The following is a 12,713-nucleotide window of genomic DNA, read 5'->3' as shown; positions in this document are numbered from 1 at the left end:
GGCACGACGGGGGGCGCGGCGGCTTCCGGCTGAATGAACGGCTGAGGCTCCGGCGGCGTCTCCGCCCTGACGGGTTCGGGCGCAGGGGTGGCAGGCTCCGGCGTTTCGTCCGCTTCGTCGGCCAGATCCGCGATCGCCGCGAACAGTTCTTCGCGCAGCGCGTCGTCGGCGTCCGGGGCGGCTGGCTCGTCCGCCGCAGCAACCTCGACTGCCTCCGGTTCCACGGCAGGCGCTTCAAGTCCCAACACACCTGCGTCGTCGTCCAGATCCTCCAGCTCGATCACGTCTTCGTCGTCATCGATCCACAGATCGTCGCTTGCGTCGGGAAAATCGCCGTATTCGATCTCGCCCGGCTCGTCGTCGTGCGAGCGCGGCGGCCCGTTCCTACTGCCCATCGCGGTTCACTCCGTTGCGTTTACGACCGGCGCGCGGCCACCCCGGCAAAGGTCACCAACTCGATCCCCTCCGCGTCCACCAGTTCCCGCGTCGCGCGGTGCATCAGGTGCGCCAGCTCGTTTTCGCGGCGTGCGTCGGGGATTTCGCCGCCGTGGCCGGGATGCGCCAGCAGCTCGGTGACGCTGCCGTCGGGCAGCATGCTGAGGATCACGAGCAGATCACCCAGCGTCGCCTGCGGGCCGGTAAAGTGAATTTCCAGGCGCGCCGGGAACTGCGACGCGGGATGCGCGGCCAGAATCGAGCGAATGGTGTGCTCAAGGTCCGCGCCCAGGGCGGTCATTTGCTGCTGGATCAACATGGTGGCGCGCTCGTGGATCAGGTCCAGGCCGACATTGCGCAGCGGCAGATCGTGCTCGGCGGCCATCGCCAGCATGGTACGCAGCGCAAAGGGCAGCAAATAGGTCGCGTGGTAGTGCGAATCGAGATGATCGGGCGCACGCCCGGCGATCGACACGAAGCGGTCGAACTGGGCGCGCATCTCGGCTTCGATTTCGGCGGGCACGAACTGTCCGAAGACGCCCGGCCAAACGCTGAAAGGGTAAAACTGGCCGTTGGCGTCCACGAGCGAGGGCACCCGATCCGGCGGCAGCATGGGCGCGCCGTCCACGAGATTGAGGTGCAGCCCCAGCCCCAGATCGGGCGCTTCGGCCTGCGCCTGCCGGATGCCCGGCGCGGCAGCGGGGAAATTGATCATGACGGTGGTGGACGTAATAATGCCGTCGAGGTGCCCCTCGATGATGCCGCGCGAAATCTCGGCGGTCAGGCCAAAATCGTCCGCATTGACAATAAGTTTCTTCATCTATTCTCTGCCGTACCTTCGCTTCTGATCGCAGCTTGTCTGATAGCCTACTCCGGCACGCATTAAAAGGCAACCGCCTCTCGTTTTTCGCCCGGCTTTGTGTTACTTTCATCAGGAGATGTTCAGCCTTGAGCGTCAGGCGGGACCAGCCAGGATCGCTGCCGACTCCTGCCCACGTCAGGTGCGCGGGCCCTCTTTGCCGCGCCCCGTTCCGCCCGGCTCATCGCGCCTTCCCGATGCTACTTGTTGACTTTTTTCTGAATTGAGGTGTGTGCTATGCCTGATTCTCTCCGCGCCGCCGTCGATGAAACGGTCGCACAAATCGCAGAACGCTATAAGGCGATCAACCTGAAACAGTGGGAAGCCGCCACCACCGGCACGCCCGAGGCCCTCAACGCGATGGCCGAGGCCAACGGCGAGTGGATGCGCTACTTTGCCGATCCCGAACCGTACCAGAAGTTCAAAGCGTGGGACGAGGACAATGCCGCCGACGGCGATCCGCTGCTGGCGCGGCAGGTCCACCTGCTGCACCTGATGTTCGCGGAAGGCCAGCGCGATCCGCACACGATCGACGAAATGACCGAGCTGCAGAAGGGCCTGGACGACGCGTACACGAACTTCCGCGCAGCAGTGGACGGCAAACGCCTGACGGCCAACGCTATCGACCAGATCCTCGCCACGGAGAACGATTCCGAGAAGCGGCGCGAGGCGTGGGAAGCCAGCAAGCAGATCGGCCCGGTCGTCGCGGACAAGATTCGCCGCCTGGCCGAACTGCGCAACGACGCCGCGCAGCGCATGGGCTACGACAACTTCCACCGCATGAGCCTGGCGCTCAACGAGCTGGACCCCGACTGGCTGTACGCCATGCTCGACGAGCTGGCGGCTAAAACCGACGAGCCGTTCCGCCACGTCAAGGCGGAGATGGACGCGGAACTGAGCAAGCGCTTCGGCGTGCCGGTCGAGGAGCTGATGCCGTGGCACTACGCCGATCCGTTCTTCCAGCGCGCGCCGATGGTCGGCGGGCTGAACTATGACGCGCTGTTCGAGGGTAAGGATCTGGTCGATCTGGCGCTGAAAACGTACGACGGGCTGGGCATGGAAGTGCGCGGCATCCTGTCGCGCAGCGATCTGTACGAGCGCGAGGGCAAGGATCAGCACGCGTTCTGCACGCACATCGACCGCGAAGGCGACGTGCGCATCCTGTGCAACCTCCAGCCGTCGCTGCGCTGGACCGAAACGATCCTGCACGAGCTGGGTCACGGCGTGTACGACAGCAACATCCCGAGCGACCTGCCCTGGCTGCTGCGCAGCTTCCCGCACATTCTGACCACCGAGGCGATGGCGATGCTGATGGGCGCGGCCACGCTCGATCCCGACTGGCACGAGCAGGTGCTCGGCGCGTCCGCGGACGAAGCCGCCGAACGCGGCCAAGCGGGCGCGGCCCGCTTCCGCCTGGAAGAACTGATCTTCGCGCGGTGGGTGATGGTCGTGGTCAACTTCGAGCGCGGCATGTACGAAGATCCGACGCGCGACCTCAACGGCCTGTGGTGGGATCTGGTGCAGAAATACCAACTGCTCAACAAGCCCGAAGGCCGCGAGCAGCATCCCGACTGGGCGGCGAAGTACCACATCGCGCTGGCCCCGGCCTACTACCAGAACTATCTGCTGGGCCGCATGATGTCGTTGCAGTGGACCGGCTGGCTGACCGAGCACGCGGGCGGCATCATCGGGCGGCCCGCCGCCGGGCAGTTCTTCATGCAGCGCATCTTCGCGCCGGGCAATACGATGCACTGGAACGACGCGCTGGAATTCGCCACGGGCGAAAAGCTGAACCCGGATTATTTCGTGCAGAAGTTCGCGTATTAGGCGGCAGATCGATTTCGGGGCGGTTCGCGCGGGGGCAATTCGTGAATTGCCCCTACGAGACGCGGGCGACGAACAATAAACCATCCGGGCATCACCGCGACCTCACCCCCGGCCCCTCTCCAATCAAGTTGGAGAGGGGAGACAAGCACGTATCCGGTGACGTTTTGTAGGGGCGTATTGCGATACGCCCCTACCGCCACCTATCGCACCGGCACTGCCTTGAAAACCGGGCGGAGCAAGCCCCGCCCCTACGGATCGTGTGGTCTACCCTGGCTAATCGCTGACCCTTATGCAGCACCTCTACATCAGCTACCCGACCGACAATTACGCGCTGGCCCACCGCCTCGCGGAAGATCTCCAGACTGCCGGATATGCCGTGTTCATCGATCCGGTCAGTGAGGTCGGCTCGATGGGCTGGGCGTCCGAGACGCGGCAGGCGATCCGCACCTGCGGCGCGATGATCATGATCCTGTCGCTGGCCGAGCGCCGCCGGACGGGCATCCGGCACGAGGGCGTGCTCGCCAAGCGGCTGAAACGCCCCATCGTGGTGCTGGCCCGCACCCCCGGCGATCTGCCGCGCTATCTGGCGCTGGCGGAGGCCACCGTGCTCGATTGGAGCGGCGACTACGATGCCGCGCTGCCCGATCTGCTCGGCACGCTGCCGCCCGCCGCCGGCCTGCTGATCGAGCCGCCCACCGCCAGCCCGACGCATCCCGCCTCCCCCGCGCGCCGCCGCAGACGCCTCGAACTGGTGGTGGCGCTGGTCGTGCTGATGGTCCTCTGTGTGGCACTTGGGATCGTTTTTGGTTGGATTCCGGTGTAAGATAGAACACAATACCCAACTGATGTGCCCAATCAAGTAGGATAGGCCCATGGATCGAACCGTACCCAAGAGCGGCAGCGAAGAGATCGAACTGTATATCCGCACCTATTATTCGCTCCTGCGCTCCAGCCACGCCGTCCAACTCGACGCGCTGGAAGAAGCGCACATCGCGATGAACTCCTCCTTGCACGTCGGCGCGCGCACCGCCATCCCGGATGCGTCCGCGCTGTTCTACAGCATCATGCGGCTGCCCGCCTGCATCGCCAACGTGACCCAGGTCGTGCTGGGGCAAAGCGACCGCGTATTCCGCGAGCACGGGTACGACGACATCGAGCAGTGGGAGCGCGTAGTCGCCCCGGCGCGCCGCCGCCGGATGCTCTACAACGGCAAGGACACGCTGGCCGTGTACATCGCCAGCCGGTCCGACATCGACGACCTGATCCCGATCCTGGTCGCGTTCCAGATCGAGTGGAACAAGCTGCACCCGCTGCTGCAAGCCAACAGCGTACAGGCGGCCCTGGCCGCGTACAGCGCCGATTCGTCCCTGGCGCGCATCGCGGATCTGGCACGGGCGCTCGGCATGGTGCCCGACGAACTCAGCCGCCTGCAAGAAGCCTGGGGCGTCGGCATGGGGCCCATGCTGCAAACCATCGCGCGCGGTCCCAAGCGCTTCGCCGTGCGGCTGCTGGCCGGGACGTACATCAACTACCAGCGTGCCACCTCGGACTGGTGGTTCAACGTGCGGCAGTCGGTCGCGCCGGTCAGCCTGGAGGATCGCCCGGTCTATTTCATCTCCAGCAACGTGCACGCCATCCCCAACCTGATCAGCGGCTTCGCATTGGCCGAAGAAAACCAGATCCTCAACTTCGTGGAGCGCGCGGGCGACCCCAGCCTGAAGGCCGAGTACGATTACGTCGGCGTGCGCGACCAGTACAACAACAAGAGCAATTTCCTGTACTACGCCCTGCGCCGCTACGCTACCATGGGCGACGTAGAGAAGCGCCGCGTCCAGACCGAGCGCGAGGTCGGCATCCAACGCGTGCCGAGCCTGCACGGCTTCGACATCGAAGCGCAGGTGATCGAGCTGAACAAAATCGACCGCGACCGCATGGATCCGCGCCTGATGTGCTGCGACGACGAGGCATTCGACCGCCTGCGCGACAGCGACGCCCTGATCGTCAACATCGACTACCCACTCGGCATGGCGGCCTATCACGTGCTGGCGAAAATTAGCCAATACGTGACGTACATGCAGGGTATTTACGTGATCGGCAAGGCGGCGACGCTCAACGCGCGCATCGGTGACGTGCTCATCGCCAACGTGGTCTACGACGAGCACAGCGAAAACTCATACCTGTTCGGCAACTGTTTTTCCGCCGCCGATGTGCTGCCCTACCTCACCCTGACCAGCGTGCTCGACAATCAGAAAGTCGTCTCCGTGCGCGGCACGTATTTGCAGAACGCGCGCTATATGGATGTGTTTTACCGCGAGGGCTATTCGATCGTGGAGATGGAGGCCGGGCCGTATCTCTCCGCCGCGTACGAGATGGTGCGCGCCCAGCGTCACCCGGTCGACGAGATCGTGAACCTGTACATCGCGCCATTCGACCTGGGCTTCCTGCACTACGCCAGCGATACGCCGATGAGCAAAGGCCGCAATTTGGGCGCAGGACGGCTCAGCTACATCGGCGCGGAGCCGACCTACGCGACCGCCATCGCCACGCTGCGCCGCATCTTCAGCGTGGAGCTTCAGCGGCTGGCCGGGCGAAAGCCCGATCACAAGGCCGCCGAGGAACAGCGCACCGATGCCGCGCCGGTTGCGCCGATCGTCGAACAAGGAGAAGACAATAATGGACGTGTCCGAGGCGATTAAGTCCAATCGCTCCGTCCGCCAGTTCACCGACCAGCCAGTCCCCCGCGAGCAGATCGAGCAGATCGTCAACGCGGGGCGGCTGTCCGGCTCAGCCAAAAACCGCCAGCCGTGGTCCTTCGTCGTGGTCACGCAGCGCGACACGCTGCAGACGCTCAGCCAGTGCGGGCCCTGGTGCACGCACCTGGCGGGGGCCGCGTTCGCCGTGGTAATGGTGGTCAAGGACATGCACGAGCCGCCCACCCTGACCACGCCCTTCGACCTGGGCCGCGCCAGCCAGAACATGATCCTTGCGGCGTGGGAACTGGGCATCGGGTCGTGCATGGCGACCGTCTACGAGCCGGATCGCACTCGCGCGGCGCTGAGCGTGCCCGCCGATCGCGCCGTGCCGTGGGCGATCTCGTTCGGCTACCCGCATCCCGACATCGATCCGCGCGGGCGCGCGCCGCGCAAAGAGGGCCGCCGCTCGTTCGAGGACGTCGCGTCGTGGGAGGCGTGGGACGAGAACGCGTGATCCCGGTTCGTTCCGGTTTCGTCGGGGGCGTATTGTGATGCGCCCTTTTTTTGTTTTCACGCACCCCGTAGGGGCAATTCATGAATTGCCCCATGCCTAGCAAGTTAACGGGCGTCAATACGTGTCTACAAGACCATTTTCTGTGAGTCGCCAGGGTTGATGGCCGTAGGGGTAGAGCTTGCTCTACCCGTTTTTTCCTTAACAGGCGATGCAAGCATCGCCCCTACGGTGGAAGCGAGCGCCCCTGTAAACGCAAAAGGGCGGGTTTGAAGCCCGCCCCTACGAAAACCTGTTTGGTTGAATCTGGATCGCCGCGAACGGCTGCGCTTTATTCCTCCGGCTCGGGGACGCTGCCCAGGCGGCTGCCCAGGAATCCCGATGCGCCATTGAGAAAATCGGCGGCCTCCATCACCTGCCGCCCGGCGAGCTGAAGCTGCGTCGGCGCGTAGGCCCAACGGCCCGTGCCGATCACAAACGGCGTCGCCTTCGTAAACGCCGCGCCCTGCGTATCGGCCACGACCCCCGGCGGCACCCCGATGTCGATCGCCAGCGGATACCCCGCCAGGATCTTCAGCAGCTTGCCGTCCCAAAAAGTGTACGTGCCCGGCCAGGGTTTGTAGGCGCGCACGTGACGGTCGATCTCGTCGGCGCTCTGCCGCCAGTTGATTTCGCCGTCTTCTTTCTTGAGCTGCGGCGCGTACGAGATCAGATCGGCATTCGAGGGCTGCTCGTGCGGGAAAATGCTACCGCTCAGCAGCCAGCGCAGCGTGTGGATCAGCAGGTTCGCGCCCAGCGGGGCGAGCTTGTCGTGCAGCGATTGGCCCGTTTCATACGGGAGGATTGGGATCGAATCTTGCAGCAGGATCGGGCCGGAATCGAGGCCGACATTCATGACCATCGTCGTGACGCCCGTGTAGCTGTCCCCGCCACGAATCGCCGCCTGGATCGGGGACGCGCCGCGCCAGCGCGGCAGCAGCGAGGCGTGCACGTTGATCGGGGCTACGCGCGGCAGGTCGAGCACGTCCTTGCGCAAAATCTGCCCGAACGCCGCCACGACCAGAAAATCAGGATCCCAGGCGCGCAGGTGCTCGACTGCCTCGGCAGAGCGCAGCGTCTCCGGCTGGAAAACCGGCACGCCTGACTCAACGGCCACCTGTTTGACCGGGGATTCGCGCACGTCGCGCCCGCGCCCGGCGGGGCGATCGGGCTGCGTCACCACTCCCACCACTTCGAAGTCAGACGCACTCAGCAGCGCCGACAGCGTCGGCACCGAAAAATCGGGCGTTCCCATGAAGATGACCCGGCTTTTTGCGTTTGTCATCGGCTGCTCCCCCTACCACTACTCCACCGCGTGGCAGCGTTTTAAGTAACGATTTCGTCCAAAACTGACTCTGGTCACCCGCCCATGTCTATGTTACAATCGCCCCATTCATGGTGACTGTGGTGCAGTGGTTAGCACGTCTGACTGTGGATCAGAAGGTCGAGGGTTCAAATCCCTCCAGTCACCCCACCCCAACCGGCGCATAAAGCGCCGGTTTTTGTTTTCAGTCTTCCTCGGGCTGCCCATTCGCGCCACCGGCAGCCGTCGGCAGGTGGCCGAACCGCACGAGCGCACGCTCCAGCGCCAGCCTTACCCGCAACCCCAGCACCGTAGACAGCATCCGAACATGCGCCGGACGCTTGCTGTGCCCCTTCGCCCACAACGCCGCACGCTCGCGGCTGTGCACCGTCTGGATCAGCTCGTCCAGCGCGGCGGCATCCGCGTCGCTGGGCCGCTGAATGCCGAACACTTCCCAGATGGTGACCTCGCCCGTATCGTACTTGGACGTCGGCGGCGGCAGGGTCGCGCGGGATGATCCGGGCTCCGATTCGGGCACGGGACGCGGCGTGCTGCCGACGGGAGGCATCGCCGTCGGCGGGGTGCGGCGCAGCGGACCGGTCTTAGGCAGGTCCGAGCGCGGCGTACCGACGGCGGGCGTGCCGTGCGGCGGGGTTTTGGTCGGATCGGTGGGCGGCGCTACCGGCGGCGCAGCAGGCGGCGGCGGTTTCAAGGCCTCGACGGGCGGCGCAGGCAGCGGCGTTTCCGGCGCAGGCTTTGCGGGCGGCTGCGGTTTGACCAGCGGCGCAGGTGCACGATCTTCCGGCGGGCGAACGATCAGAAGGCTGTCGTCGGTGATGTCCTCGCTGCCCGAACTCAGCATATCCGGTGTGATGATCGGCGTGCCTTCGGGCGGCGTCAGCCGTTCCGACAGCGGCACGTCTTCTTCGGAGGGCGGAACAGGCGCGGGAGCCGCGGGACGCGCAAACGGCGAGGGACTGCTGGCCGCGTCGCCAGCGGGCGAGAGCGCGGCTTTCAGGCCCGCGGGCGGCTTGGGCTTGGTATCCGCTTCGGTGACCTCGTCGGCGGCTTCTTCACGCACGATTTCGTTTACGAACGAGGGCGCGCTTGGATCGGCCACGGGCGGCTCGTCCGGTTCCGGCGTTTGTACGGGTTCCACTTCGGCGGGCGCTGCCATCGCGCCGGGCAGGCTGCCCACCGCGATCTCGGCCTCGACGGGCCGGGCGAAACGTGGATTGTACTGGGCGCGCTGGTCGGCGCTCAAACGCTCTCGAATCAGGAAACGCGCGCGGGCCTCTTCGTCCAGCCGGACGCCCATCGCGTCCACTTCGCGCTTCAACTGGCGCAGACTGGTCGCCATCATCAGGGCCGTTTCGCGGCGGCCTTTGAAGCGGTCACGAATCCAGCCCAGAATGCCCTTCGGCTGGTAGGTAATCGTCCACTGCACCGACGTGCCGTCAGGCCCCGGCTGCAAACGGAAACGGGACTGGTAGCTGCGGGCGGAACCGCCTTCGAGGATGCTGTATTCGTAGCCCAGCCCATCCACCCAGGCCGTAATCTGCTGGATCACGTCTTTGCCGCTCGCCAGGGAACAGCGCCAGCGCGCCCCTACCCCGGTCGGCAGCGTCGTCAAGACTGATATGCCGGTGCATCCCGCGTGCCAACGTGGCAGCTTGTTCGGATCAGAAAGCAGGCTCCACACCGTTTCGGTGGGCGCGTCAATTAAAATACGTTGGTCGATAAGTGGCACTGTCCGCCATCCATGGTTACCGGTACATCTGCAAGGCGGCGTACGCCCCACCGCAAACCGCCGCGCGGGGCACGCCAACCGACTCTATTTTAGCGTACTACGAAACGGGCTGAAAGCCGGGGGACCCATTGTCCGACATAGCCTTAGGTCAGGTGGCCCATTTCAGTCCAAATAGCCCGCGCGCCTTTCGTCGCTCGCTCAGGTCTATGTTAAACTAGATGCATTGTAGCTTTGTGAAATCATGGGCGCAAGAAGCGATCACGCCCACGACCAGGGAGCCGCAGCCCCTTCCCGGGCTCTGTGTCTGAAAAGTTAAGCGCATATGCCCAGTCCATCGCTCGTTTTCGGCTTCGTCCTGGCGACGCTGTACGGCGCAGCCTTTCATTTTGTCAGTGGAGGCGATGCGCGCCGGTTGGCGCTGTTTCTGCTGGCCGCGTGGCTGGGGTTTGCGCTCGGCCACACGTTCGGGGAGCTCGTCAACTTCGACATGATGAACATCGGCCCGCTGCACATGCTCACGGCAACGATCGGCGCATGGCTGGCCCTGGTAGTGGCGCGGCTGCTCACCCGGCAGCCCGCGCGCCACAGCTCTCGCGCCTGACGCCGCCCAGACGGCTAACCAACAACAGGAAAGGATCATATGGCGGATCAACCGAAAACGACCTACAGCGTGCCCCCCATCGAGGACTCCGATACCCAGGAGGATAAGGGACGTAAGTGGTATTTCTGGCCTGTGGTCGGGCTGGGCGTCATCGTCGGGATTTTTGTCATTGGCCTGATCGCGGCGCTGTTGGTCGCCATCTTCGCGGACCCCGACGACGCGGCCAACTGGGTAGGCATCATCCGCGACATCTTCATCATCGTGCTGGCGATGGAAGGCATGTTGATGGGCATCGCGCTGATCGTGCTGGTCGTACAGCTTGCGGCGCTGATCAACCTGCTGCAAAACGAGGTCCAGCCCATCGTCGATAACGCCACGGAAACGGTGACCACGGTGCGCGGCACGGCCCAGTTCATGAGCCAAAACCTCGTCGAGCCGGTCATCAAAGCCAGCGCGGTCGCCGCAGGCGTGAGCGGCCTGCTGCGCGAGGTGATCGGGATACGGCGGCTGATGCGCGGCAACCGTCGCAGTTAGGAGACGCTCTATGGCTAAACGTTCAGGCGAAGACGGGCTGGTGCTCAGCTTCATCGGCGGACTGCTTGCGGGCGCGCTGGTGAGCGCCCCCATCGCGGCGTGGCTGTCGCCCCGGCGCGGCGCGGAAACGCGCGACGAGATCCGCCAGCGCGGGGTGATCATCCGGCGCAAAGCCGGGAGCGCCGTGCGCAAGCCGATCGATCAGATCGGGGATACGGTCGAGCAGATTCAGGGCACGGTCAGCGGGGCCGTCGACAAGGTACAGGATCAGGTCAGCGGCGCGGTGGACAAAGTGCAAGACCGCGTAAAGGGCGAATCGGTCGAGGACAGCCTCGAAGAAGGCCGGGCGATCGCGGCGCAGAAAAAAGCCGCAGCCGCCAGCTACGCGCAGCACGCGCTTGACGCGCCGCCGGAGCAGCGGTAACTGCCCAAGACACACACTCGCAGCATGAAACAGCCTCACGGGATCGCCCGGTAAGGCTGTTTTTTTGTATCAACCGTGCGGAGTAATCTCACCCCCCGGCTCCTCAGCCGATCACGTTGGAGCGGGAAGAAAATCAAACACCCTGCTGGATTTTGTAGGGGCGCTGTGCCGCGTCTCTACTTCGCCGCTTCCGCCGTCGCATAGGCTTCGGGCAGCGCGTCAAGCACGTCGCTGGCCGTGACGCTCGCCGTCGTGCCGAGCGCTTTCCCGGCCTGCACACCCGCCAGCCCGTGCAGCCATGCCCCGGCGACCGCCGCGTCAAAGGGCGCGAGGCCCTGCGCCAGCAGCCCGCCAATCGTGCCGCTGAGCACGTCGCCCGTCCCGGCTTTCGCCAGGGTCGCCGTCGCAAACGGCTGCACGGCGGTGCGTCCATCCGGCGCGGCGATGATGGTATACGCGCCCTTGAGCACCACGATGCAGTTCCACTCGGCGGCCTTCGCCTGCGCCAGCGCCAGCCGGTTCGCCTGCACTTCAGCGGTTTGCATGCCCGCCAGCCGCCCGAACTCGCCCGGATGCGGCGTGACGATCGTATTTGGCGGCAGCAGCGCGGGCCAGTCGTCCATACCCGCCAGCAGATTCAGCCCGTCGGCGTCGATGACCAGCGGCGGCAGCGCGGATTCGTCCTGCGCGGCCTCGCCCGGCTCATCGACGGGCACGAAACCGAAGGAGCGCGCATGCTGCACATCGTTTTGCGGCACGAGCAGCGAGCGCAGAAAATCCGCCGTGACGGCTTCGTGGCCCAGGCCGGGGCCGAGCACCATCGCGCTGGCGCTGCCGAGTTCCTCGCGCAGCACTTTGACCGCCGACTCGTTGATCACGCCCATGTCGTGCGGCAGCAGCAGCCACGTCGCTTCGGGGATCATGCCCGCCAGCGTCGGCACGAGGATCTGCGGCGCGGCGACCGTCACCAGCCCGGCCCCGATCCGGTACGCGGCGCTGGCGACCAGATAGGCCGCGCCGATGTAGTTCAGGCTGCCCGCCGTCACCATCAGCCTGCCGAACGTGCCCTTGTGGCTGTTCGCGGAGCGTTCCGGCAGGCTGGCCGCGACCCGCGCCACGTCCACCAGTTCGACCGGGATGTCGTCCAGTTCCGGCAGGCGCGCGGGCAGCCCGATGTTGGCTACACGAAGCGTGCCAACCGCTTCCGCGCCGGGATAGGTCAGCAGGCCCGGCTTGGCCGCGGCAAACGTGATCGTTTCGTCGGCATGGAGCGCCGCCGGGTCCAGATCGCCCGTGTCGCAGTCCAGGCCGCTGGGCGCATCGACCGCGACGATCACCGGGCCGGACCACGACTGCGCCTGCTCGGGATCGGCGGGCGTCGCGTAGCTGCGCTGGGGATGCTCGACGCTGCGCAGCGTCAGGGCTTTGCGCGCCGCCTGGAGCACTTTCGCGGCATCGCCCTTAATCGGCAGGCGCAGACTCGTGCCGAACAGCGCATCGATCACCACGTCCGCGTTGGCGACCAGATTTTGCAGCACGCGGAAGCCCTGCGCGCCGTCCTGTTCGGCCTCCGCGATGAACACGCCCGCCTCACGGGCGCGCACAAAGTTCTCGTCATCGTCGCCGCGCGCGCCGAGCAAAAACAGGCCGACGTGCGCGCCGGGCAGTTCCTCCGCCAGCACGCGCCCCGCGACCAGACCATCCCCGCCGTTGTTGCCGGGACCGACCAGAATCGCA

11 protein-coding genes, 1 tRNA gene and 1 pseudogene are annotated in these 12,713 nt (G+C 65.4%); 8 read left to right on the top strand and 5 right to left on the bottom strand.

The features are described from left to right. A pseudogene (locus tag V7116_RS18340) lies at nt 1-395 on the bottom strand (hypothetical protein); the annotation flags it as partial. A 20-nt stretch (nt 396-415) separates the two neighbouring features. Then, a complete protein-coding gene (locus tag V7116_RS18335) occupies nt 416-1,255 on the bottom strand; it encodes a carbohydrate deacetylase (RefSeq protein WP_324393413.1) in 840 nt (279 codons plus the stop codon). 276 nt (nt 1,256-1,531) lie between these two features. Between V7116_RS18335 and V7116_RS18330 the strand changes: the two genes are divergently transcribed. The 4 genes from V7116_RS18330 (at nt 1,532) to V7116_RS18315 (ending at nt 6,328) form a co-directional block, all read left to right on the top strand. Then, entirely contained in the window at nt 1,532-3,121 is a 1,590-nt protein-coding gene (locus V7116_RS18330) for a M2 family metallopeptidase (protein ID WP_324393412.1), read from the top strand. 289 nt (nt 3,122-3,410) lie between these two features. Next, nucleotides 3,411-3,944, top strand: coding sequence for a toll/interleukin-1 receptor domain-containing protein (locus V7116_RS18325; protein ID WP_324393411.1), 534 nt, complete (start codon nt 3,411-3,413; stop codon nt 3,942-3,944). A 49-nt stretch (nt 3,945-3,993) separates the two neighbouring features. Continuing rightward, a complete protein-coding gene (locus V7116_RS18320; protein ID WP_324393410.1) occupies nt 3,994-5,817 on the top strand; it encodes a DUF6909 family protein in 1,824 nt (607 codons plus the stop codon). Continuing rightward, complete coding sequence (locus V7116_RS18315) at nt 5,795-6,328, top strand: nitroreductase family protein (protein ID WP_324393409.1); 534 nt, start codon at nt 5,795-5,797, stop codon at nt 6,326-6,328. Before V7116_RS18320 ends, V7116_RS18315 begins: the two co-directional genes overlap by 23 nt. A gap of 328 nt (nt 6,329-6,656) precedes the next feature. Here the strand turns inward: V7116_RS18315 and fmt are convergent, their stop codons facing one another. Continuing rightward, a complete protein-coding gene (gene fmt, locus V7116_RS18310) occupies nt 6,657-7,649 on the bottom strand; it encodes a methionyl-tRNA formyltransferase (protein WP_324393408.1) in 993 nt (330 codons plus the stop codon). 113 nt (nt 7,650-7,762) lie between these two features. Here fmt and V7116_RS18305 point away from each other — a divergent pair. Beyond that, nucleotides 7,763-7,838, top strand: a tRNA-His gene (locus V7116_RS18305). Nucleotides 7,839-7,872: 34 nt separating this feature from the next. Here the strand turns inward: V7116_RS18305 and V7116_RS18300 are convergent. Next, nucleotides 7,873-9,417, bottom strand: coding sequence for an SRPBCC family protein (locus tag V7116_RS18300; RefSeq protein ID WP_324393407.1), 1,545 nt, complete (start codon nt 9,415-9,417; stop codon nt 7,873-7,875). A 322-nt stretch (nt 9,418-9,739) separates the two neighbouring features. On the opposite strand from V7116_RS18300, the gene V7116_RS18295 reads away from it, so the two are divergent. The 3 genes from V7116_RS18295 to V7116_RS18285 are packed head-to-tail and all read left to right on the top strand — an operon-like array spanning nt 9,740 to nt 10,976. Continuing rightward, the gene (locus V7116_RS18295) at nt 9,740-10,018 is read left to right on the top strand and encodes a hypothetical protein (RefSeq protein WP_324393406.1); all 279 of its coding nucleotides are present in this window, start codon (nt 9,740-9,742) and stop codon (nt 10,016-10,018) included. A gap of 39 nt (nt 10,019-10,057) precedes the next feature. Beyond that, nucleotides 10,058-10,552, top strand: coding sequence for a hypothetical protein (locus tag V7116_RS18290; RefSeq protein WP_324393405.1), 495 nt, complete (start codon nt 10,058-10,060; stop codon nt 10,550-10,552). 10 nt (nt 10,553-10,562) lie between these two features. Then, nucleotides 10,563-10,976, top strand: a complete 414-nt coding sequence (locus tag V7116_RS18285) for a YtxH domain-containing protein (protein WP_324393404.1) — start codon at nt 10,563-10,565, stop codon at nt 10,974-10,976. 176 nt (nt 10,977-11,152) lie between these two features. On the opposite strand, the gene V7116_RS18280 is transcribed toward V7116_RS18285, so the two are convergent. Next, nucleotides 11,153-12,713, bottom strand: a 1,561-nt coding sequence (locus tag V7116_RS18280; protein ID WP_324393403.1) for an NAD(P)H-hydrate dehydratase, incomplete at its 5' end; no start/stop codon positions are given.

The sequence above is a fragment of the Aggregatilinea sp. genome (assembly GCF_036822615.1).
Lineage (GTDB): Bacteria > Chloroflexota > Anaerolineae > Aggregatilineales > Aggregatilineaceae > Aggregatilinea.
Note: the sequence above shows the minus strand (reverse complement) of the source record. Positions and strands in the feature narration are given on the sequence as shown.